Below are 19,624 nucleotides of genomic sequence, written 5' to 3' on the forward strand. Positions count from 1 at the left end.
GCGGCAAATCACGACCGAACGCCGAAAGCCCGCGTCGGCGCGGGCCTTACATCAGGTAGAACAGTGGGAACAGGAAGACCCAGACGATGTCGACGAAGTGCCAGTAGAGTCCGAAGGACTCGACGGGCGCGTGGTTCTCGAGGTAGGCATCGACCGAGACGACGCGGTAGATCATAAACAGCGCGACCAGGACGCCGAGGATGACGTGCAGGGCGTGGAGCCCGGTCGTCACGAAGTACAACGAGTACTCGATTCCGCTGAACCAGTAGTGACCGTCGGCGAACTTGCTGCTGTACTCGAAGGCCTTGACGCCCATGAACACGAGGGCGAGCAGGACCGTCGCGCTCAGCGCGCCGAGCAGTCCCTTCTTGTTCCCGCGCTCGGCCATCACGTGTGCGAGGATGACCGTGAAACTCGAGGTCAGCAGGACGTAGGTGTTGAACAGGCCGGCGTTCGTGATGGCGTCGAGGTGCCAGGCGCCCCAGCCCATGTGGAGACGCATGAAGACGTACGCTCCGATTGCGGCACCGAAGACGACGACGTCCGAGGCCAGGAAGACCCAGACGCCCATCTTCTCGTTGCTGATGCCGCCGAACGGCCAGCGTTCGGCGACCGCCATCTCGGGCGCGTCGAACTGCTCGCGGCCGAACTGGAACAGCGAGATCCCGAGCAGTACCACGCCGAGGGCCACCAGAACCGGATAGATGATGTTCTGTGGGGGTGCCGAATCGAGCGTCACGAAACTACCGACATCGCTGGTGATGTGGGACTCGACGAACGAGAAGACGTACGGCGTAATGCCGCTGAGTCCGAGGAAGAACGTAAACGTCGCGACACCGATCCCGAGCGGCCAGATGCTGGCGTGGTCGGCGTGTTCCTCCTCGTGGCTCGTCGTCGCCACCCCGGTCGCTTCCTGTGCGACACCGCCGTCGGTCGCGGTCGGGGTGTCGTCGACGAACTCCAGGCGGCCGCTGGCGTAGCTGGGCCGGTCGGACCAGTTCTCGAGCGGCGGGGGCGACGGGATCGCCCACTCCGCGGTCCGGGAGTAGGTCCACGGGTTATCGGGCGCGTCGGGGCCGGAGATCAAGCTCTTCCCGAGCGTGAAGAACATGATCAGGAACGAGGCCCCGAACACGAACGCCCCGACGGTCGCCAGCTGGTGGTAGAGCTGTGCGCTCTCGCCGTAGTGGAAGACGCGGCGCGGCGTCTCCCAGGCCATGAACATCGGGAAGTACAGCAGGTTGAACCCGACGAAGTAGACCGCGAAGTTGAGCTTTCCGAGCCGCTCGGAGTACATCTTCCCGGAAATCTTCGGCCACCAGTAGTAGATACCACCCATCAGGGCCGTGACGCCCGAGACCATCACGTAGTGGAAGTGGGCGACGACCCAGTAGGTGCCCCGGAACTCGTAGTCGAGCACGACGGCTCCGAGGAAGACCCCGGTGATGCCACCGAGGATGAACAACACGAGCGCGCCGAGCGAGAACAGGAACGGCGTCGTAAACCGAACGCGACCCTTGACCATCGTATAGATCAGCGCGAAGACCATCAGGTCGAAGGGTAACGAGATCCCGATCGTCGTCGCCATGAACAGGGTCTTGATCGGGAGGTTGATCGTCGACAGGAACATGTGGTGCATCCAGACGAGGAACGACTGCACGGCCACCAGTACCATCGCGATGATGACCCACTTCCGGCCGACGAGTCGTCGTCCGGTGAACGTCTGGAACGTCTCGAACATGATTCCCAGTGCCGGGAAGAAGACGATGTACACCTCCGGATGGCCGAAGAACCAGAAGATGTGCGCCCACAGCAGGCTCGAGCCCTGATCGGTCGCGAAGTACTGCGTGAGGAACAGCCGATCGACCGAGAGCAACAGCACGGCTGCAAGCAGTGCCGCGAACGCGAACAGCATCATCCAGGCGGTCAGCAGCCACGACCACGAGAACATCGGCATGTTCCACAGACCGAGCCCCTCTGCACGGGATCGGTGCATCGTGGTCAGGAAGTTCACCGTCCCGATCGTGATGGAGATACAGAACAAGACCAGGCCAAGGACCATCGCGTTACCGCCGGTCATCGCCTCCATCGCCGGGGTGTAGGTCGGCACGTTCAGCGGGGCGTACATCGTCCAGCCCCCGGAGAACGAGCCGCCCTGGAAGAACGAGATCCCCATGAGAACGCCCGAGAACAGGTAGAACCAGTAACTCAGCGCGTTCAGCCGGGGGAACGCGAGGTCCTTCGCGCCGATCTGAAGCGGCACGAAGTAGTTCGCGAAGCCGCTCGCGATCGGCGACAGGAACCAGAAGACCATGATGAGTCCGTGTCCGGAGACGGACTGGTAGTACTGGTCGTTCGTCAGCAGTCCGGTGCCGCCCGTCTGCCACAGGTGGGCGCGAAACAGCAGCGCGAGGACGCCACCGAACAGCAGGAAGAACATCGCCGTCGTCAGATAGAGAATGCCGACGTCCTTGTGGTTGGTCGTGACCAGCCACCGCTTGATCGAGCGCTTCGGCGGGAGGTCACCCATCAGTTCTCACCTCCGTCGTTCGTCTCGCTTGCATTGTTTTCACTCTCGTTCATCTCGAGCGTGTAGGTCTCGTCGACCGGGCCGGTCATGTCGAACTGGTCTTCGACCGTCTCGAACTGCCCGTCGGTCGACTCGATCGTCACGTTGTACTGGCCGGCCTGTTCGATGTCGGTGATCTCGATCGTCCCGTTATCGAACTCCTCGGCCGTGAGGGTGCGGTCCTCGATGGAGTCGTTCTCCTGGTGGTCGAGAGTCATCTCGTAGCCTTCGGTGACTCGGGACTCGTTTCCGTCGACCATGGTGAACTGCATCGTCAGCTGGTTGTCCATCCACTGGTCGAACTCGTCTTGCTCCATGACCTGAAGCGTGCCGACCATCGAGGTGTGGTACTCGCCACAGAGTTCGAAGCACTCGATCTCGGACTCGCCGGGCTCGTCGGCCTGGAACCACGTCTCGTCGTATTCGCCCGGGATGGCGTCGGCTTTCACCCGTTGATCGGAGATCCCAAACGCATGCCAGACGTCACCCGAGGTCACCTGTAACCAGACCCGTTCCCCGGCGGGGACTCGAAGGGTGCTGGTCGCTTCGATCCCGTTCTCGTACTCGTAGAACCAGGCGAAGCCTTCTCCGGTGACTTCGACCTCGATCGAATCCTGTGTGCCGTCAGTGCCCGGATCTTCGACGTACAGCAGCATCCCGTACGTCCAGATCACCAGCGAAATGACGATGACGGCGCTGATGCCGAACGAGAGAAACAGTTTCTTGCCGCCCTTTCCGCCCGTCGGTAACTCCCCGACCGATGGCAGATCCTCGTCGTCGCCCGTAGGCTCGCCGGTGTCGCGATACTTGTATGCGTTGTACAAGGTGTATGCGACCACGACGATACCGACGAGCGTCCCGAGTCCGAGGAATACCAGAAAGATATTCTCGAACACGTCGACGCGGGTCCGCTGCATCGGAGCGATGAGTGCGCTGTAAAGTGTGTTCATCTCTTTTGAATGCCGGTTATATGTCGGAGGATGATTGCTGGGGGCACTTATCTATTTGGAAACCGCCCAACTGGTGTGGGCTGTCGATCGCATCGTCTACCCGACTCGATCGGTGACAACTTCTCCCACGGCATCGGTTCACCGCTGTTTGATTGGGCCCGATGCCCTTTTTTCTGTCGCTGCCGGATCGAGTTCGTGTCCTCGCGTATACATTGCTCTCGTCAATATAACCGTTTTGGCGGATATATTCGGTTTCGATGTCGGAGGCGACACGAACCCGAATTGAACGAACCCGCACTCCTGTGCGTGCCCGCGCGCTTACACTTCGACTGCCCAGACACGACCCGTCGACGACAGGTCGTACACCTCGAGGAAGACGTCGTCGAGAAACTGTGCGATCCGGTTCGGATCCGCTTTGGCACTGATCCGGACGTTGACCCCCTCGGCCTCCTCGGGGCGATGGAGATCGTCGATCTTGAACGCGGGGAACTCTGCGAGGCGGGCCTTCAACTCCTCGAGTTCCGCATCGGTACAGTCGAGGTTGATCGTATCGTCGCCGAACTGGATCCAGGGGGTGCCCAGATCGGTGGCCGGCTCGTCGGTCGCGCCGGCCACGTCCGCTGCCGATTCGTCGTCGGCCTCGAGTGCGCTCTCGTCGACCTCGAGAGTACAAAACGCGCTCCCACGCTCGCGGTGGGCGGTGATGGTGTCGACGTACAGTTTCCGGCGCTCGGCGGGTTCGGCGGCGTCGAAGCGGGTCATACACCGACGGACGTGCCCGATTCTTTAAGCCTTTATGTGACGCCCGTAAATGGTGGCGTATGGCACAGCCACGAATCCTGATCCTCGGTGCGCCCGGGGCAGGGAAGGGCACCCAGAGCGCAAAGATCATCGAGGAGTTCGACGTCGATCACATCACGACCGGCGACGCGCTGCGATCGAACAAGGAGATGGACATCTCCGACATGGACACCGAGTACGACACGCCCGGCGAGTACATGGATCAGGGCGAACTCGTCCCCGACGACGTCGTCAACGCGATCGTCGACGAGGCGCTTTCCCAGGCCGACGGCTTCGTCCTCGACGGCTACCCGCGGAACCTCGAACAGGCCGAGGAACTCGAGGACATGACCGACCTCGACGTCGTCCTCTATCTCGACGTCGGCGAGGAGGAACTCGTCCACCGGCTGACCGGCCGCCGGCTCGACCCCGAGACGGGCGAAATCTATCACGTCGAGTACAACCCGCCGGAGGACCCCGAAGTGGAAGCACGGCTCGAGCAGCGCGACGACGACACCGAGGAAACGGTCCGCGAGCGACTGTCGGTCTTCCACGAGAACACGGAACCGGTCATCGAGTACTACGACGAGCAGGGCGACTTGGAGCGGATCGACGGCGAGCAGGCCCCCGACGCGGTCTGGGCGGACGTCAAGTCGACGATCGAGGACGCGTCGTAGTCGTTTGCTCGAGGATCATCGACGGACGGCGATGACTTCCCCCTTAGGACCGTCGTATTCCGTCCGAAACGGCGCTTAGAACGGATCGTGATGCGACGCTGGCAGCGATTCGGAGTGGTTAGTTTTCGACACGAACCTGCTGGGTCTCGATATTGACCACGTAGTCGTTCGAGGATTCTCCCGGATCGGGGAGATCCCCGACCTCGAACGTGATTTCCTTGTCAGTGATTTCGCGCTCGGCAATTAGACCGAATTTGTCTTTCAGTTCCCCGGCATCGTCAGCGGTGTAGTATTCGCCGCCGGTTTTGGTTGCAGTTTCCTTCAATAACTCTTCGTCGAGGTCGTTACCGAGACCGACCGTATAGATCGTGACGTCTTTGTCGATCGCATCGTCGACTGCCTCCTCGGTTGCACCATTTCCATAGCTGTTTTTACCGTCGCTCAGCAGAACCATGACGCGTTCATTGTCGTTCGAACTACTGTACTGATCGAGGGCAGGTGACATTCCTGCTGCCATCTCCGTCCCCCCGTCTGCCTCGACCGAAACTGAACTCTTGACGCTCGAGAGGTCATAACTCAGGCTGTGTAAGGTCCGTCCGTTAGTGTCGAATTCGAACACGCCGGCACGATCGTCGTTCGACTCGTTTAATGCATTGATAAAGTCTTGTGTCGCATCGGCACGGATCTCTAGCGGATCGTTTCCAGTCGTTTCGAAGACCGTAACCTCACATCCGTTGCAGCTCTCGTTGGCAACTCGAACATCATCACTGTTGATGAAGCTAGTCGTTTCTCCTGGTTCGACGGTCGTGGTCGTACATCCCCCCCAGAACGAACACCTCTCAACCTCGATAGCGTATTTCGAGTCGGGATCCACTGTTGCATCAGTATCCCACGACGTACTGAATGGTGGTTCTTCTCGTGTATCGGTCACGGTTCCGCTACGGTATACTGTGCCCATCGAACCGGAGCCGTCGAGGACGAAGGTCACGTCGAGCGGATCTCGAGCCTCTTCGATCGTGATGTCCTGATTCTCCTCCGGAATTGGGATGTCGGTTCGGAGTTTCCGATCGAAGTTGATCGTCACGTCGTCGTCGATAGTGGTCTCTCCAGCGACGATCGCCCCAGTGATCGTGGCGTCTTCCTCCAGAGTGAGTTCACTATCGGGTGCGTACACGACGCCGTCGAAAGCTGTCCCGTCGTCGAACGTGATCTCGGTAGCGCTCGTCCCGTACAGCCAGAAGTTCCCCTTCCGAGTACCGGAGACCGAGACGCTCTTGTCGCCGCCGTCATCCGTAATTTCCATGTCGTCGGTATCAGTGTAAATGTACGCTTGGTTCTCACCCGTGACGGTCAGACCCGAGAGCGTATCGTCTTCGAAGTCACCGACGCCGATATGAACGTCCCCGTCCGACGTATCGATTTCGTCGACGTCGAAATCGCTCGTGTAGTACCGGCCGGATTCGTCGATCGTGTCTCTCGTGCTGTCGAACTCGGTGACCATGTCACTGCCGACGTTGTCCCTGAGATAGCCCAGCGCACCGTCGTTGATCTCGTCGTCGATGCCCTCGTGCGTCTCGAACGGGCGGGACATGTTCGCCGCGATCACGTCGTCGGTTAGATGTGCGATCCACGTCTCGTTCCGTTTGTATTGGTCGTCATCGTCGTCGACGACGGCCGCTGTATTCGTTTTGAAGTTCGGATCCCAGACGTACGATATCGGATCGACCGCCGATTCGGCGGACGGATCGATCATTCCATTGAGAACCGGGTACCCCTCGATATCTGCATCGTCCTCGAGTTCCAATCCGTCTTCGACGGTGAACAGGTCGTCGGAGGTATTCGTCGTGTCGTTGGTGTACCCTGAAACCGCCAGGTTGGATTCGACGGTCCCGTCTTCGATGCTGTCGGCGGAGAGTCCGCCGTAGATCGTCGGCTCGATTCCCACGTGGTGGGCGAACGGATTGTTGCCGTCGATCGTCGCGATGACGGTTACCGTTTGGTCGTCTCGGTCGTGACAGACGAGATTTTGCTCGAAGCTCACGTCGGCATCGAAATTACAATCGGTCGGCTTCGAGCGCGCGACCGTGTCGATATCGGTCGCGTCGAATTCGTCGCTCATGAACTCGTACCACCCGTCGTGATACTGCGTTCCCTCGACGGTGATTTCGACGTGGCTCACGAACTCGTCTTTGCTCGGGGTGTCGACCGACGGCCGTGACGAATCATACTGTGTCACGGTGTTCTCGCCCGAGCCGGCGTTCCCGCTGAGGCTCATGATAGAGAAGTCGATCCGACCGTAATCGCCGTCCTTGTAGTATCGGAGATCGGGCTCCGAGACGACGGTCGTTCCCCCGCCGTCGTTGCGCCAGATACCCCCGGCCTGATACCCGTACTCGGTGCCGGAATCGCCGCTCTGGCGCAGCGTCCCCATCTCAATCGAGTAATTCGAGAGTTCCTCGAACCCGTTCGAGCTATTGATGTGGATCGTACTCGAGTTGGAGATATTGTACTGCCCTTCCTCGAGATACACGGACCCTGTTGCGTCGGTCGTCAACCCCGATAAGTCGTGATCGAACTGTTGGAGGGTCTGTCGTTCGCGCTCGTCCGTCGCCTGCGTCTGAATCGAATCGAGAGCCCCCATACCGACGGTGAACACGAGTAGCGCGCCGACGAGGACGAATCCGATCAGAAGCACGATCGCGACTTGCGGACTCACTCCACGCTCCATCGATCGAGTACCGGATGGAGATCCACCGAGACGGGTCATTCGTTCTTATATACGATGATACTGCTATAAAACTGTGTGGATAGAAAGGTTAGAATATTGTAACGTGGGGCCCTGCAGACCTCGTTCTACCGTGACTCATGTCAGAATACGGCCTATCATTGTTCTGTACGAGTGATTATTTTGAACGGAGTCGAGAACTGGAGACCGAAGAAAAACACTTGTATAGCCGACGTGCCCTAGCCCAAGCAGATGACGCGTACAGCCGAAAAGATCGACGCCCTCGTCCGCGAGGATTCCTCGATGGCCGCGGCCCTTGAGGCCATCCGCGAGGCAGCCGACAGGAACGGCGGCGAGGTTCAGTGGGCCGACGTCAGCGACGACCTGACGAGCGGACAGTGGGGGCGATTGATCGAAAAAGGCGTTCTAGTCGACGGCGACGACGGGTTCGAGATCGCCGATCGCGAGGCCTTCGACCGGGCGCTCGACGGCGATGGCGACGGCGGGGGCGCGGCCGCCGACATCGATATCGACGAGGAGGCATCGAGCTGGTCGCAGTGGGACAAACTCGCCGGCGTCGGTGCGTTGCTGTTGATGCCCGGCTACTGGTTCGACTCGATCCGCAACGTCGTCGGGAACACGCTCGATCTCGCCCTCGGTCCCCTCGACGCGGCGCTGCCGTTTTACGCCGTGATCCTCTCGGTTGCACTGATCACCGGCCTCTACTCCTCGTTGCTCCAGGCGAACCTGATGAACCCCGAGATCATGGGGAAGTACCAGGAACGGATGAAAGCCGTCCAGGAAGAGCAGAAGGAACTCCGACAGGAGAAAAAGGAGGCCGAGGAACGCGGCGCGAGCGAGGCCGAGATCGAGCGCCTCGAGAACGAAATCGAACGCGCGCGCGAAGAGCAGATGGAAGCCATGGCCGACAACCTCGGGATGTTCAAAGAGCAGTTCCGTCCGATGGTCTGGATCATGCTCTTTACTATCCCGATGTTCCTGTGGATGTACTGGAAGATGTACGGCGGGATCAGCGGCGAGATGGTCGTCATCCCGCTGGCCGGCGAGGTCTCGTGGGGTGACCGCTTGCAGGGCTTCATCCCGGTGTGGCTCTTCTGGTACTTCCTGTGTTCGATGGCCTGCAACCAACTCATCCGGAAGGCACTCGATATCGACATGTCTCCGTCGTGAACCCGCCACGCCCCGCTTCAGTTCGAACAGCCGCCGATAGCTGAATTCCGCCGACAGCGGAGACGAAAAGTCTCATTAGTGTCTCCCTCCCCAGATAAGATATGTTACTCACCGTCTCCGGCCCGCCGGGCAGCGGGAAGAGTACGACCGCGGAGTTGCTCGCCGATACCTTCGACCTCGACCACGTCAGCGGCGGTGACATCTTCCGCGAACTCGCCGACGAGCGGGGGTATACCCCGCTCGAGTTCAACAAGCTCGCCGAGGAAAACGACGAGATCGACCGCGATCTCGACCGGCGGCTGCGAGAGATCGCCGTCGAGGAGGACGATCTGGTCCTCGAGTCGCGACTCGCCGGGTGGCTGGCCGGCGATCAGGCCGATTTCCGGTTCTGGCTCGACGCGCCGGCGCGGGTCCGCGGCGAACGCATCGCCGAGCGCGAGGAGAAGGACCCCGCTCGAGCGACCGAGGAGACGAAGGCCCGCGAGGCCAGCGAGGCCCAGCGCTATCAGGAGTACTACGGCATCGATATCCGAGACCTGACGATCTACGATCTGTCGGTGAACACGGCTCGCTGGGAGCCCGAGGCGGTCCTCGATATGCTCGTCACCGCCGTCGAACGCTACGAGGCCGACGGCGACGAGGGGAAAGCACGCGTCGAACTCGAGAACGGCTTCGAATGACCCTCCGTGGCCCACCGGCGGAGCGCTCGCCCGCCGAACTGCTCACCTTCGGCGTCGTCAACCTCGACAAGCCGCCCGGGCCGTCCTCGCATCAGGTCAGCGGGTGGCTTCGTGACGCGGTCGCGGAGACACTCGCCGATCGCGGAGCGACGGCGACGATCGATCGCGCCGCCCACGCCGGAACGCTCGATCCCAAAGTGACCGGCTGCTTGCCGGTCATGCTCGGCGATGCGACCCGCCTTGCACAGGTCTTTCTCGAGGGGCCAAAGGAGTACGTCGCCGTCCTCGAGTGTCACGCGCCGGTGCCGGCCGACGCGGAATCGGTCGTCGCCGAGTTCGAGGGGCCGGTCTACCAGAAGCCGCCGCGGAAAAGCGCCGTCGCGCGTCGCCTACGTGTGCGCGAGATCTACGACCTCGAGGTCCTCGAGGCCGAGGAGCGTCGGCTCCTGTTGCGGATTCGCTGTGAAAGCGGCACCTACGTCCGCAAGTTGTGTCACGATCTGGGGCTGGCGCTTGGCACCGGCGGCCACATGGGCCACCTGCGCCGGACCGCCACCGATCCGTTCGACGACCGGACGCTGCACTCGGCCCACGACTTCCTCGACGCGCTGGCCTTCTGGGTCGAGGACGACGACCCCGAGCCGCTGTTCGAAGTGGTCGACCCCGCCGAACGCATTCTCGAGGGAATCCCCGGCGTCGTGGTCGCGGAGTCGGCCGCCCGCGAAATCGCGCAGGGCGCGCCGGTCTACGGCCCCGGCGTCGTCGAGGCCGACGACGGGATCGAGCAGGGCTCGCTGGTCGCCTGTTACACGCCCGACGACGCGGCGGTCTGTCTGGGCGAACTGGTCGCGAGCCCGGACGCCGATGAGGGCGTCGTCGTCGACCTCGAGCGAGTCCTCGTCTAGAGGTACGAAACCGGGTACCGCACCGCCTTCGAAACGACACTCTTAAGCGGTAGACGGCCATCGATTCACGTGCGGGACCGTGGGGTAGTGGTATCCTCTGCGGATGGGGTCCGTAGGACCCGAGTTCAATTCTCGGCGGTCCCACTTTTGCGAAGCAAAATGAGGGACGACGAGGTGCCCCATTGGGCACCTCGGTTGTTCCACTTTTCGCGACGCAACGAACGAGGGAGCGACGCGACCGCTGTGCCGTGAGTAGAGAAACGTGGGTGCAGCCTCGCTACGACCGCGGTCTCATTCGAAATTGTCCAAGTGACCGCGTCGACGCGCTTTGTCGGCTCTGTCCCGAGTGTGCGCGTGCGCTTCGGAATGCGCGGGAGGGTCCGCTATGAGTTCTCGAGAGCGATGACCTCACGCACGAGCAACGCCGGGAGGTCGCCGAGACCGTGTCGACTCGAGCGGTGGACTTCAAAATCGACACCGAGATCATCACGAAGACGGAGTGAGAATCCCGCTCACCAGCAGGCTTTTGCAAAGGGGACCGTAGCCGTAGACCATGGGCCTCACTACCGACGACTTCGCCGAATTCATGGCCGGCGACCCGGAGGACGAGGAGACAGTGCCACTGGGTGATGCACTCAACGAGCTGGCTGTCGACGTCGAGGTTGACGCTGTCGAAGAGGTCCGCGATGTTCGTGAGCGGATATGAAGCTCTTTCTCGATACGAACGTCATCGTTGCCGCGGTCACCAAGGACACTGATCGGTCCGAAACTGCTGTGCAGGCACTCAATGAGCTCGATGAGACGTATACTTCCATACTGAACCTCGTGGAACTTCGAACCGTCCTCACGAAGAAGAAGGCGTTCGAACGGGACCGCGTCGAACAGATCGAACAGCGTATAAGGTCCCGGGCAACTGTTACGTTCCCTGACGCCTCAGATATTGTCGCGGCAAATCAATTGCAGAACGAGACACTCCTGTATCCGATGGATGCCCTCACACTCGCAGCAGCCGATGCGGTCGACGCAACGCTCGTTTCGTTCGACGCTGAGTTGCGCGAGTACGGCGCGAAGCGTCCTCACGATCTCATATAGGCAGCCCGATCACGCCCTGGATCTCGAATCGATGGAGAGCTTTGTCTGTTGGATCCGTGGTGATTACCCGCCGTGCCAGCGGAATAAGGGGAGACCGTCGACGGTCGACGCGGAGGTGAGGCCGATGTATCGCGGGTCCATCCGTGCGAGCGAACTGTCCGATGTCGAGAACCAGACGCCCATCGCCCGCTCGGCCCACCGAGCGACCGACGCACACGGCGGCAGGCGGTTACCGCCCAGGAGTGCGTGTGATAGAACAGATTGGGAGTCTTCGACCAACCGACGCGCCGTCCTGCCGTTCCGCTTGGTGCTTGTAGCCAAGACGCTACTGCTAATATACATGAAAGTTAGTAAGATTCTCATGAACTGATCGGGTTTCAAAGCTGAAAATCAGCGGATGCTATCCGAGCTACAGCGTCATCTTGAATGTATTCCAGTGTTGCGATTCCACGACTCGAGTCGGGAGGCGATCCAAAGCCAGCAACTCAAAATCACGTTCGCAGATGAGGTGGGCCGGACCGCCGACGGTCGGAACCTACTCGATGGGCGATGGCGGTACCGACGAGCACTCGTGAGTCGAACGATCGAATAACTTCCCTCGAGCCGCCCGCCGTCCCTACCGCTCGCGGTCGTGGTCGTCCGCGAGCAGTTTGGACGCGACGGGACAGCCACACGGCGAGGCGGTGCCCGGGCCGGGGCCCGAGACGGTCACGATCCAGACGGGGCGGCCACAGCGGGGGCAGTCGGGGATCGACCACTCGTCGTCGGATTGGTCGTCCCCGCTCGAGGGCCGGTCCTCACCCATGGCTGACCCCGCGGGTGGCAGTCGGCGTCGGTCGTCGGGGTTGATTCCACTGTCGTGCGGGACGTTTATATCCCGCTAGAACGAACTCGAGCATGGCTTTCAAATCCCCTTGCAGGGTTGGAAGCCACGTCTCGGGTGTTCCTGCACCCGGGGCATTTCGACCGTGCCCCCGTCGCGTTCGCGGTTGGAGACTGGCTTCCGTTCGGATTGTTATCACGAAGTGGCTTATATCTACTGCTAGCGTTAGGGAATTTGCTTCGAAGAGCCGAATAGCGTCCGCTTGCCCCCGTTCCGGGGGGCCGCGTCCGTGGCTCGCTCGAGACACCGCTTTCGACCACCGCATGGCGAATCGATCGCGCGCCGTGGGGCTTCAAGCCCGTGCTGTAACCGCTCCAGTCACCCCTGATTATCACGTCTGAAAACGCCCGCACCGTATCGCTCGGCCGGATGGTCTTCACTATCTGGTACCTATATGAGGCTTCCACCGGCTGGATACAGTCGCAGCCGTCGCGGACGGAATCGAACGACAGCGGTCGAGCGGGGACTCGACCGCGCTCCAACGTGAGCGACGAGGGCCGTCCGGGGGCTGCGGGGTGGTTGGACAATGGAGGACGCGACGATCGATCCGGGGGAAACAGGTGGCGACACCAGCTGGTGGATGCCGACGGCCATTGACGCCACAACGCGCCACCGTCGCAGCCCGACGCGAGCCGGGGTGGGCTCGCGGGCCATGCGACGTATCGATCCAGGGGTGGGTCGATGACCGACGACAGTCTGTTACGGCGATCGGACGATCGGGGGTTGAGTCCGGTCATCTCGACCGTTCTCATGGTCGCGGTCGTGATCGTCTTGGCGGCCGCTATCGGGACGTACTTCCTCGGCTTCGGCGACCTGCTCGACGGCGGTGCCCGGGCCGCGGTCGAAACCGAGGTCGCGCCCGGCACCGATAACGGCTCGGTGACGGTAGTCGTCCTCGATATCGGCTCGAGCGATCGCGTCGAGATCACGGCCGAAACCGGCGGTGACGACATCACCGACGGCGCGACGACGGACTCGTCGATCGAACGAACCGCCACCGAAAGCGGCGAGCGGATCACCGTCGAAGAAAGGTCCGCGGGGGACACCACGATCGAACTCACCGGCGTCGCGTACACGTCGCATTCGGAGTCGATCGTTCTCGAGCGGGAGGTCACGATCTGATCGGCGGCTGTCCGTCCCGAACCGTGAACGAAAAATCGGCAACGCGACGCCCGGAAGCGTGACCGAACGGCCGTCGTGACGCCCGAGAGACGGTCGTTCGGCGGTGGGTGGAATGCCTCTGACAGCCCACTGGTGCCGGGCGACGGTGGCACCAGCTCTGCTGGGCTATGTACGTGTAAGGAGAACGGGTATAAACGTATTGGGAATTTCTATCCTCGGTAACCGTTCGGGGCCGACTGCTCGAGTCGACCACGGAAGATACGTGAGCTGATACGTGTCTGACGCTCGTCTGCCGTGCGTCAGCAAAGGATCGAGGGGCTTATTTACGTCGTCGTTGGCCGCTGACATATGCCCACGACGGTTCCGACCAGCACTCGGGTTGTACAGGGGGTGGCGGCACGCGAAGGCGTCGATCCGATCGATCTCGAGCCGCCGTTGCACGCGGTCGTCGATACCGATGCGCTGGACGCGCTGTATCGGCCGGTCGGCGACGGATCTCGGACGCCCGTCGCCGTCGAATTCTCCTATCGCGGGCATCGGATCCATATCGACGATTCGGGCGAGATAGATCTCTCCGCGGACGTCTCGGCCACGGGGTCGACGCCGAGCGAAAACGAGAACTGATCCGGGACGGGACGGTTCGCGGCGTCGATCCGGCCGGAAGGGCCCGGCTCGGCCGTGGCAACTACTCCACCGTCACGGCCGTCGTATCCGGCGTGAACAGGGACTCGGCCAGATAGCCCCAGTCGTCGAAGTCCCGGTAGCCGCCGCCGGTAGAGAAGCCGTAGTAGTCACTCGGCGCGTTGTAGTTCATCACGCTCGGGTACTGTGGGAAGGCGTACTGATCCGAGTCGATTCCCTCGAAGTCACCGTTGGTGAGACCGAGCGAGTGGCCGAGTTCGTGCATCGCCGTCGAGCCGGTCTCGTGGCGTTCGGGCTGGTCCTCGACCATCATGGTCCCCAGCGTCGCCTTCCCGATGACGTTCGTCGTCGCCGTCCCGCCCGCGACGTCGTCGACGATCACCAGGTAGTGATACCCCGCGCCCGAGCCGTCGAAGTACTGGGACCGGTACCGCGTCAGGTCGTCGACGTCCGTCTCGTCCTCCCGGGGCAGCGTCTCGTCGAAGACGAGATGGAGGTCCGCACCCGTCGACCCGTCCGGGTTCTCGAGCGGGGCGTTTTCGAACCGCTCGACGATCCGGTCGGCTTCCGCCTCCGAGAGGTCGGTTCCCTCCATGGAATCGATCTCGACGTAGACGTCCGTTCGGAGCGGGTCCGCGTCGGGGAGCCGGTCCTCTCGGTGGACCTCCGTACCGTCCGCGAGGCCGTCGCCGTCGGTGTCGGCCGCGGTCGGATCGGTGTCGTACTCGTCGACCTCGACACCGTCGTCGAGCCCGTCGTCGTCGGTATCGGCCGCGGTCGGATCCGTGCCGTACAAGCGCCGCTCCACGCCGTCCTCGAGCCCGTCGCCGTCCGTATCCGGATCGGTCGGGTCGGTGCCGTACTCGCGGCGTTCCGCGGCGTCGTGTAGCCGGTCGTCGTCCGTGTCGCTGTCGTGTGGGTCCGTGCCGACCTCGATCTCGAGGCTGTCCTCGAGGCCGTCGTCGTCCGTATCCGCGACCGTCGGATCGGTCTCGTACTCGCCGACCTCCGCCCCGTCGTCGAGGCCATCGCCGTCGGTATCGGCCGCCGTCGGGTCGGTGCCGTACTCGTCGACCTCGGTGCCGTCCTCGAGCCCGTCGCCGTCGGTATCGGCCACGGTCGGATCCGTCCCCAACCGGCCCTCTACGTCGTCGTCGAGTCCGTCGCCGTCGGTGTCGGCATCGAACGGCGCGGTCCCGTCCCGCACCTCTTCGATTACCGGTCGTCCGTCGCCGTCGAGGTCGACGACCGTCGTTCCCGCCACGACACCCGCCGTGACCAGGCCGATGACGAGAACGAAGACGGTCAGGGCTCGCGACGATAGCATTTCCTGACAGTCACGAACGAGGGGGTATCTGTGTTGTGGCTCCGCCGTGACTGTGTGGTCCGTCGGCTCCCGGCGCGACTGCCGTCGGCGCGGTCCCTGCCAGCGGTTTCACTTTCACTGTGCCGCCCAAACCCTCTTACACGCCGCCCCCTGAGACGACGAGCATGGACGGGAACGACGGCCTCGAGTTGCCGATCGCCGACGCCGAGTTGCCCTTCGATCCCGACGTCACGACGATCGCCGACCGCGACGTCTTCGACTCGCTCGAGCCCGCCGTCCAGGAGTGGTGGCTCGAGGAGTTCGGCGAGTTCGTCCCCGAGAACGGCGGCTTCTTCACGCCGCCACAGCGGGGCGCGATCCCGAACGTCCAGTCGGGGACGAACACGCTGATCTGTGCGCCGACCGGGTCGGGCAAAACGCAGGCCAGTTTCTGTGCGATCATCGACGAACTCTATCGACGGGACCGCGACGCCGACGAGATCGACGGACGAAGTCCGTCCGCTCGGGAGACGGCGTCTCCCGGCGGCCTCGAGAACTCCGTCTACTGTCTCTACGTCTCGCCGCTCAAGTCGCTGGCTAACGACATTCACCGCAACCTGACGGTCCCCCTCGAGGGGATCGCGTCCGTCGTCGACCGCCGGGATGGCGAGTCGATGGGCGAGATCCGCCACGCCATCCGTCACGGCGATACCGCCGATAGCGAGCGCCAGAAGATGCTCGAGGAGACGCCCCACATCCTGAACACGACCCCCGAGACGCTCGCCATCCTGCTCAACTCGCCGAAGTTCCGCGAGAAGCTCCGCACCGTCGAGTACGTCATCATCGACGAGATCCACTCGCTGGCCGCGGGGAAGCGCGGCACCCACCTCTCGGTCAGCCTCGAGCGACTCGAGTCGATGACCGAGCACGACATTACCAGAATCGGCTGCTCGGCGACGATCGAACCGCTCGAGGCGGTCGCGGAGTTCCTCGTGGGGCGGGAGGAACCGGGCGGACGCTCTCGCGATTACGAGATCGTCGACGCCCGCTTCGCCCGCGAGTTCGACATCGAACTCGAGTGTCCGACCGACGACTTGATCAACACGCCCCGCGAGGTCGTCCAGAACCGGTTCTACCGGCTGCTCGACGATCACGTGCAGAACCACACGAACACGCTCGTGTTCACCAACACCCGATCGGGGGCCGAGCGGGTCCTGCACAACCTTCGCGAGCGATTCGACGCCTACGACGAGGAAAACTCCGGCTGTCACCACGGCAGCCTCTCGAAGGAGGTCCGACAGGACATCGAGGGCCGCCTGAAGTCGGGCGACCTCGACGTCGTCACCTCCTCGACCAGCCTCGAGCTGGGGATCGACATGCCCCACGTCGACCTCGTGGTTCAGGTCGGCTCGCCCAAGTCCGTCGCTTCCCTCCTCCAGCGGGTCGGCCGCGCGGGCCACCGGGTCGGCCAGACCGTCACCGGCCGCGTGATCGCGCTCGACCGGGACGAACTCCTCGAGTGTGCCGTCATGCTCACAAAGGCCGAGGAGGGATTCGTCGACTCGGTGTCGATCCCCGAGAACGCCCAGGACGTGGCCGCCCAGCACGTCTACGGGATGGCTATCGCCGAGATCCGCCCCGAGTCCGAACTGACGGCGACGCTCCGGCGAGCGTATCCCTACCGGAACTACACCGAGGCGGAGTACGAGTCGCTCATGCGCTATCTCACCGCCGACTACGCCGGGCTGGAGGAGAAAAACGTCTACGCGAAGGTCTGGCGCGACGAGAACGACCCGCCCGACGGCCAGCACCACCACGAGGCGTTCCCCGTCGGCGAACCCCTGATCGGCAAGCGCGGCCGCCTCGCGCGGGTCATCTACATGACCAACATCGGGACGATCCCGGACTCCTTTACCTGCGATGTCTACACGCGCGCGAGCGACGAGTGGGTCGGCCAGCTCGACGAGAACTACCTGGACACCCTGGAGAAGGGCGACGTCTTCGTCCTCGGGGGCGACCACTTCGAGTTCCGCTACCGTCGGGGCTCGAAGGTCTACGTCGACCGGACGAGTGCCCGGCCGACCGTTCCCTCGTGGTACTCCGAACGTCTGCCGCTGTCGTACGACCTCGGCAACGAGATCCTGGCTTTCCAGGGAGAACTCCTCGAGCGCTACGCGGCCGGGGGACCGCCGCGGGTCCGCGCGTGGCTCCGGGAGTTCCCCCTCGACGACGACAGCGTGCGCGCGATCGCCCGTCTGTTCGATCATCAGTGTCGGTACGCCGGTCCCGAGAGCGTCAGCACGCCCGACCGGCTCGCCGTCGAGGTCGTCCGCGACCGAGAGGAGTACGAGCGCCACTACTACGTCCACTCTACCTACGGCCGGAAGGTCAACGACGGCTTCTCGCGGCTGCTGGCCTATCGCTGCGCCCAGGAGGCGACGGCCAACGTCCGCGTCGCGGTCGCGGACAACGGCTTCGTCCTCTCGATGCCGCTCAACCGCAAGGTCGACCTCGAGGGGATCCTTGCCGACCTCGAGGCCGAGCAAGTACGGGACGACCTCCGGGCCTCGCTGTCGGGGACCGACCTGCTCCAGCGGTACTTCCGGATCAACGCGACCCGCGCGCTGCTGATCCTCAAGCGCTACAAGGGCTACGAGAAGTCGGCGAGCGAACAGCAGGTCTCCAGCGAGATGCTGCTTGGCTTCGCCGAGGATCTCGAGGAGTTCGCGGTGATCGAGGAGACCTACCGCGAGATCTTAGAGGACAAACTCAACGTCGCTGAGATCGAGGCCATCGTCGACGCGATCGACGCGGGCGACCTCGAGATCAGCCGCCAGTTGCTCGACTCCCCCACCCCGAGGGCGTTCGGGCTGGCCACGCTGTCGGCCAGCGACGTCGTCCTCGCCGAGGACGAGAGCGCGGCCTTACAGTCGTTTCACGAACGGGTCCTCGAGGAGATTGGCGAGGAGTCGCTGGCGGGCATTACCGCCGGATCGGACGACGAATAGCGGCCGCCGGTCCGGTCGACGAAGCCGCGTCCCCGCCGTCGTCCGTCGATCGGGTTAACAGCGGTAGGGTCCTCCCAAACTGACTTTATGTTGGAAACTGAAGTAGCGGCTGTCACCAATGATAATGCGAGGATTTACCATACAACACGGCGCTGGAAGTAGCGGGTCCGTCCGCGAACCCGACCGCACGGCGACCGCGGGTGGTCGATAGATGGTCGACCACGAGACCTGGTCCGACGAGCAGTCGGCCACGACGGTATCGGTCGACGGCCACGACCTCGAGATCGCCTACCACGAGGCCGGCCCCGCAGACGCCGACGAACCGCCGGTCGTCTTCGTCCACGGTATCCCGACGTGGTCGTATCTCTGGCGCGATGTCGTCCCGCCGGTCGCCGAAGATCGCCGGACGATCGCGCTCGATATGGCCGGCTACGGCAACTCCGCAATGTACGACGGCTTCGACCGCTCTATCCGCGCTCAGGAGGGCGTCCTCGAGGCCTTGCTCGACGATCTCGGAATCGAGGAGATCGCGCTCGTCGGCCACGACATCGGCGGCGGCGTCGCCCTGCGCTTCGCCGCGCACAACCCCGACGTCGTCGACCGGCTCGTTCTCTCGAACGCCGTCTGTTACGACTCCTGGCCTGTCGAGTTCGTCTCGAACCTCGGCCTGCCGTCGACGGCCGACATCGATCGCGAGGAACTCGAGGGCCGCCTCGAGGCGGCGTTCGTCGAGGGGGCCTACGGCGAGGCCGATCCCGAGTTCGTCGGGGGCATGAAAGCACCGTGGCTGACCGACGACGGTCACCTGTCGCTGGTTCGCAACGCGGTCGCGACGAACACGAACCACACGATCGAGATCGACTACGGGGCGATCGACGCCGAGACGCTGCTTCTGTGGGGCGAAGACGACGTGATGCAGCCCTACGGTTACGCCGAACGGCTGGCCGATGACGTCGCCGACGCCGAACTCGCACCGCTGTCGGAGGCCTATCACTGGGTCCCCGAGGATCGATCGGACGCGTACGCCGAGCGCCTCCGTGCGTTTCTGTCCGGAGCGCAACGGTAAAATCATGCCCGGGACGATACTCACGACA

The 19,624-nt window shown here is 62.9% G+C and carries 16 protein-coding genes, 1 tRNA gene and 2 pseudogenes; 12 read left to right on the forward strand and 7 right to left on the reverse strand.

Features of this window, described 5'->3' with window-relative positions:
• Nucleotides 1–46: 46 nt before the first annotated feature.
• The 3 genes from A6E15_RS03470 to A6E15_RS03480 form a co-directional block, all read right to left on the reverse strand.
• Nucleotides 47–2,530, reverse strand: coding sequence for a cbb3-type cytochrome c oxidase subunit I (locus tag A6E15_RS03470; protein WP_076143670.1), 2,484 nt, complete (start codon nucleotides 2,528–2,530; stop codon nucleotides 47–49).
• Nucleotides 2,530–3,519 carry a cytochrome c oxidase subunit II gene (coxB, locus tag A6E15_RS03475; RefSeq protein ID WP_076143673.1) on the reverse strand — a complete coding sequence of 330 codons (990 nt, stop codon included), beginning with the start codon at nucleotides 3,517–3,519 and terminating at the stop codon, nucleotides 2,530–2,532. Before coxB ends, A6E15_RS03470 begins: the two co-directional genes overlap by 1 nt.
• A 318-nt stretch (nucleotides 3,520–3,837) precedes the next feature.
• Nucleotides 3,838–4,281 (reverse strand): hypothetical protein, encoded by a 444-nt coding sequence (locus A6E15_RS03480; protein ID WP_076143675.1) that lies wholly within the window; start codon nucleotides 4,279–4,281, stop codon nucleotides 3,838–3,840.
• Between the two features lie 59 nt (nucleotides 4,282–4,340).
• Here A6E15_RS03480 and A6E15_RS03485 point away from each other — a divergent pair, with 59 nt between their 5' ends.
• Entirely contained in the window at nucleotides 4,341–4,976 is a 636-nt protein-coding gene (locus A6E15_RS03485; protein ID WP_076143677.1) for an adenylate kinase, read from the forward strand.
• A 118-nt stretch (nucleotides 4,977–5,094) separates the two neighbouring features.
• Here the strand turns inward: A6E15_RS03485 and A6E15_RS03490 are convergent, their stop codons facing one another.
• Nucleotides 5,095–6,921, reverse strand: coding sequence for a vWA domain-containing protein (locus A6E15_RS03490; RefSeq protein WP_175607196.1), 1,827 nt, complete (start codon nucleotides 6,919–6,921; stop codon nucleotides 5,095–5,097).
• A gap of 114 nt (nucleotides 6,922–7,035) precedes the next feature.
• Nucleotides 7,036–7,743 (reverse strand): annotated as a pseudogene (locus A6E15_RS22025) (DUF7289 family protein); the annotation flags it as partial.
• Nucleotides 7,744–7,953: 210 nt separating this feature from the next.
• Between A6E15_RS22025 and A6E15_RS03495 the strand changes: the two are divergent.
• From A6E15_RS03495 to A6E15_RS03515, 7 genes and pseudogenes are all read left to right on the forward strand, one after another.
• Entirely contained in the window at nucleotides 7,954–8,892 is a 939-nt protein-coding gene (locus A6E15_RS03495; protein WP_076143681.1) for a DUF106 domain-containing protein, read from the forward strand.
• Nucleotides 8,893–8,993: 101 nt separating this feature from the next.
• Complete coding sequence (gene cmk / locus A6E15_RS03500) at nucleotides 8,994–9,572, forward strand: (d)CMP kinase (protein WP_076143683.1); 579 nt, start codon at nucleotides 8,994–8,996, stop codon at nucleotides 9,570–9,572.
• Nucleotides 9,569–10,477 (forward strand): RNA-guided pseudouridylation complex pseudouridine synthase subunit Cbf5, encoded by a 909-nt coding sequence (locus A6E15_RS03505; protein ID WP_076143685.1) that lies wholly within the window; start codon nucleotides 9,569–9,571, stop codon nucleotides 10,475–10,477. The genes cmk and A6E15_RS03505 overlap by 4 nt, the downstream gene beginning before the upstream one ends.
• A 73-nt stretch (nucleotides 10,478–10,550) precedes the next feature.
• Nucleotides 10,551–10,621: transfer RNA gene (locus A6E15_RS03510), tRNA-Pro, on the forward strand.
• 245 nt (nucleotides 10,622–10,866) lie between these two features.
• Nucleotides 10,867–10,980: pseudogene (locus A6E15_RS22030) on the forward strand (DUF7692 domain-containing protein); the annotation flags it as partial.
• Between the two features lie 50 nt (nucleotides 10,981–11,030).
• Nucleotides 11,031–11,183, forward strand: coding sequence for a hypothetical protein (locus tag A6E15_RS20745; RefSeq protein WP_175607197.1), 153 nt, complete (start codon nucleotides 11,031–11,033; stop codon nucleotides 11,181–11,183).
• Nucleotides 11,180–11,569 carry a PIN domain-containing protein gene (locus tag A6E15_RS03515; RefSeq protein ID WP_076143687.1) on the forward strand — a complete coding sequence of 130 codons (390 nt, stop codon included), beginning with the start codon at nucleotides 11,180–11,182 and terminating at the stop codon, nucleotides 11,567–11,569. The genes A6E15_RS20745 and A6E15_RS03515 overlap by 4 nt, the downstream gene beginning before the upstream one ends.
• 616 nt (nucleotides 11,570–12,185) lie before the next feature.
• On the opposite strand, the gene A6E15_RS03520 is transcribed toward A6E15_RS03515, so the two are convergent.
• Nucleotides 12,186–12,374, reverse strand: a complete 189-nt coding sequence (locus tag A6E15_RS03520; RefSeq protein WP_076143689.1) for a hypothetical protein — start codon at nucleotides 12,372–12,374, stop codon at nucleotides 12,186–12,188.
• 759 nt (nucleotides 12,375–13,133) lie between these two features.
• Here A6E15_RS03520 and A6E15_RS03525 point away from each other — a divergent pair.
• Nucleotides 13,134–13,574 carry an archaellin/type IV pilin N-terminal domain-containing protein gene (locus A6E15_RS03525; protein ID WP_076143691.1) on the forward strand — a complete coding sequence of 147 codons (441 nt, stop codon included), beginning with the start codon at nucleotides 13,134–13,136 and terminating at the stop codon, nucleotides 13,572–13,574.
• Between the two features lie 348 nt (nucleotides 13,575–13,922).
• Nucleotides 13,923–14,198, forward strand: coding sequence for a HalOD1 output domain-containing protein (locus tag A6E15_RS03530; RefSeq protein WP_076143694.1), 276 nt, complete (start codon nucleotides 13,923–13,925; stop codon nucleotides 14,196–14,198).
• Between the two features lie 61 nt (nucleotides 14,199–14,259).
• On the opposite strand, the gene A6E15_RS03535 is transcribed toward A6E15_RS03530, so the two are convergent.
• Nucleotides 14,260–15,543 (reverse strand): zinc metalloprotease, encoded by a 1,284-nt coding sequence (locus A6E15_RS03535; protein WP_076143697.1) that lies wholly within the window; start codon nucleotides 15,541–15,543, stop codon nucleotides 14,260–14,262.
• A 164-nt stretch (nucleotides 15,544–15,707) separates the two neighbouring features.
• Here A6E15_RS03535 and A6E15_RS03540 point away from each other — a divergent pair, with 164 nt between their 5' ends.
• Nucleotides 15,708–18,530 (forward strand): ATP-dependent helicase, encoded by a 2,823-nt coding sequence (locus A6E15_RS03540; protein WP_076143699.1) that lies wholly within the window; start codon nucleotides 15,708–15,710, stop codon nucleotides 18,528–18,530.
• 211 nt (nucleotides 18,531–18,741) lie between these two features.
• Complete coding sequence (locus A6E15_RS03545; protein ID WP_076143701.1) at nucleotides 18,742–19,596, forward strand: alpha/beta fold hydrolase; 855 nt, start codon at nucleotides 18,742–18,744, stop codon at nucleotides 19,594–19,596.
• Nucleotides 19,597–19,624 lie beyond the last annotated feature (28 nt).

The organism is Natrinema saccharevitans, assembly GCF_001953745.1.
GTDB classification, from domain to species: Archaea; Halobacteriota; Halobacteria; order Halobacteriales; family Natrialbaceae; genus Natrinema; species Natrinema saccharevitans.

Bases quoted from the DNA above. Each gene is read 5' to 3' on its own strand.
- A6E15_RS03470 (WP_076143670.1), bottom strand. From the start codon at position 2,530: ATGGGTGACCTCCCGCCGAAGCGCTCGATCAAGCGGTGGCTGGTCACG.
- coxB (WP_076143673.1), bottom strand. From the start codon at position 3,519: ATGAACACACTTTACAGCGCACTCATCGCTCCGATGCAGCGGACCCGC.
- A6E15_RS03480 (WP_076143675.1), bottom strand. From the start codon at position 4,281: ATGACCCGCTTCGACGCCGCCGAACCCGCCGAGCGCCGGAAACTGTAC.
- A6E15_RS03485 (WP_076143677.1), top strand. From the start codon at position 4,341: ATGGCACAGCCACGAATCCTGATCCTCGGTGCGCCCGGGGCAGGGAAG.
- A6E15_RS03495 (WP_076143681.1), top strand. From the start codon at position 7,954: ATGACGCGTACAGCCGAAAAGATCGACGCCCTCGTCCGCGAGGATTCC.
- cmk (WP_076143683.1), top strand. From the start codon at position 8,994: ATGTTACTCACCGTCTCCGGCCCGCCGGGCAGCGGGAAGAGTACGACC.
- A6E15_RS03505 (WP_076143685.1), top strand. From the start codon at position 9,569: ATGACCCTCCGTGGCCCACCGGCGGAGCGCTCGCCCGCCGAACTGCTC.
- A6E15_RS20745 (WP_175607197.1), top strand. From the start codon at position 11,031: ATGGGCCTCACTACCGACGACTTCGCCGAATTCATGGCCGGCGACCCG.
- A6E15_RS03515 (WP_076143687.1), top strand. From the start codon at position 11,180: ATGAAGCTCTTTCTCGATACGAACGTCATCGTTGCCGCGGTCACCAAG.
- A6E15_RS03520 (WP_076143689.1), bottom strand. From the start codon at position 12,374: ATGGGTGAGGACCGGCCCTCGAGCGGGGACGACCAATCCGACGACGAG.
- A6E15_RS03525 (WP_076143691.1), top strand. From the start codon at position 13,134: ATGACCGACGACAGTCTGTTACGGCGATCGGACGATCGGGGGTTGAGT.
- A6E15_RS03530 (WP_076143694.1), top strand. From the start codon at position 13,923: ATGCCCACGACGGTTCCGACCAGCACTCGGGTTGTACAGGGGGTGGCG.
- A6E15_RS03535 (WP_076143697.1), bottom strand. From the start codon at position 15,543: ATGCTATCGTCGCGAGCCCTGACCGTCTTCGTTCTCGTCATCGGCCTG.
- A6E15_RS03540 (WP_076143699.1), top strand. From the start codon at position 15,708: ATGGACGGGAACGACGGCCTCGAGTTGCCGATCGCCGACGCCGAGTTG.
- A6E15_RS03545 (WP_076143701.1), top strand. From the start codon at position 18,742: ATGGTCGACCACGAGACCTGGTCCGACGAGCAGTCGGCCACGACGGTA.